Source organism: Bartonella sp. AA2SXKL (genome assembly GCF_042197205.1).
In the GTDB taxonomy this organism is placed as follows: Bacteria; Pseudomonadota; Alphaproteobacteria; order Rhizobiales; family Rhizobiaceae; genus Bartonella.
In genome coordinates this window covers 328-562 of record NZ_JBHIRN010000272.1, presented here as the reverse complement: position 1 = coordinate 562, position 235 = coordinate 328, and the positions used below count along the sequence as shown (strand labels likewise).

The 235-nt window shown below is 31.5% G+C and carries 1 pseudogene; it reads left to right on the top strand.

Going from position 1 to position 235, the window contains the following annotated elements:
- A pseudogene (locus ACFINS_RS11190) lies at nucleotides 1–162 on the top strand (glutathione synthase); the annotation flags it as partial.
- Nucleotides 163–235 lie beyond the last annotated feature (73 nt).

Here is a 235-nt window from a genome sequence, read left to right as displayed (position 1 = left end):
AAAGAACGTGGTCTTCTTCTTGTAGGGATTGACGTGATAGGAGATTATATCACAGAGATCAATGTGACATCTCCTACTGGAATTCGTGAAATTAAGCGTTTTAGTGGCACCGATATTGCTCATCTTTTTTGGGATGTTATTGAGTTTAAGCGTTCGAATTAATTTTTTTAACAAGAGCTAAAAGGTAATTTTATCAGAAAAATTATGAATATTGTTTTTTTATATTTGTTATGCT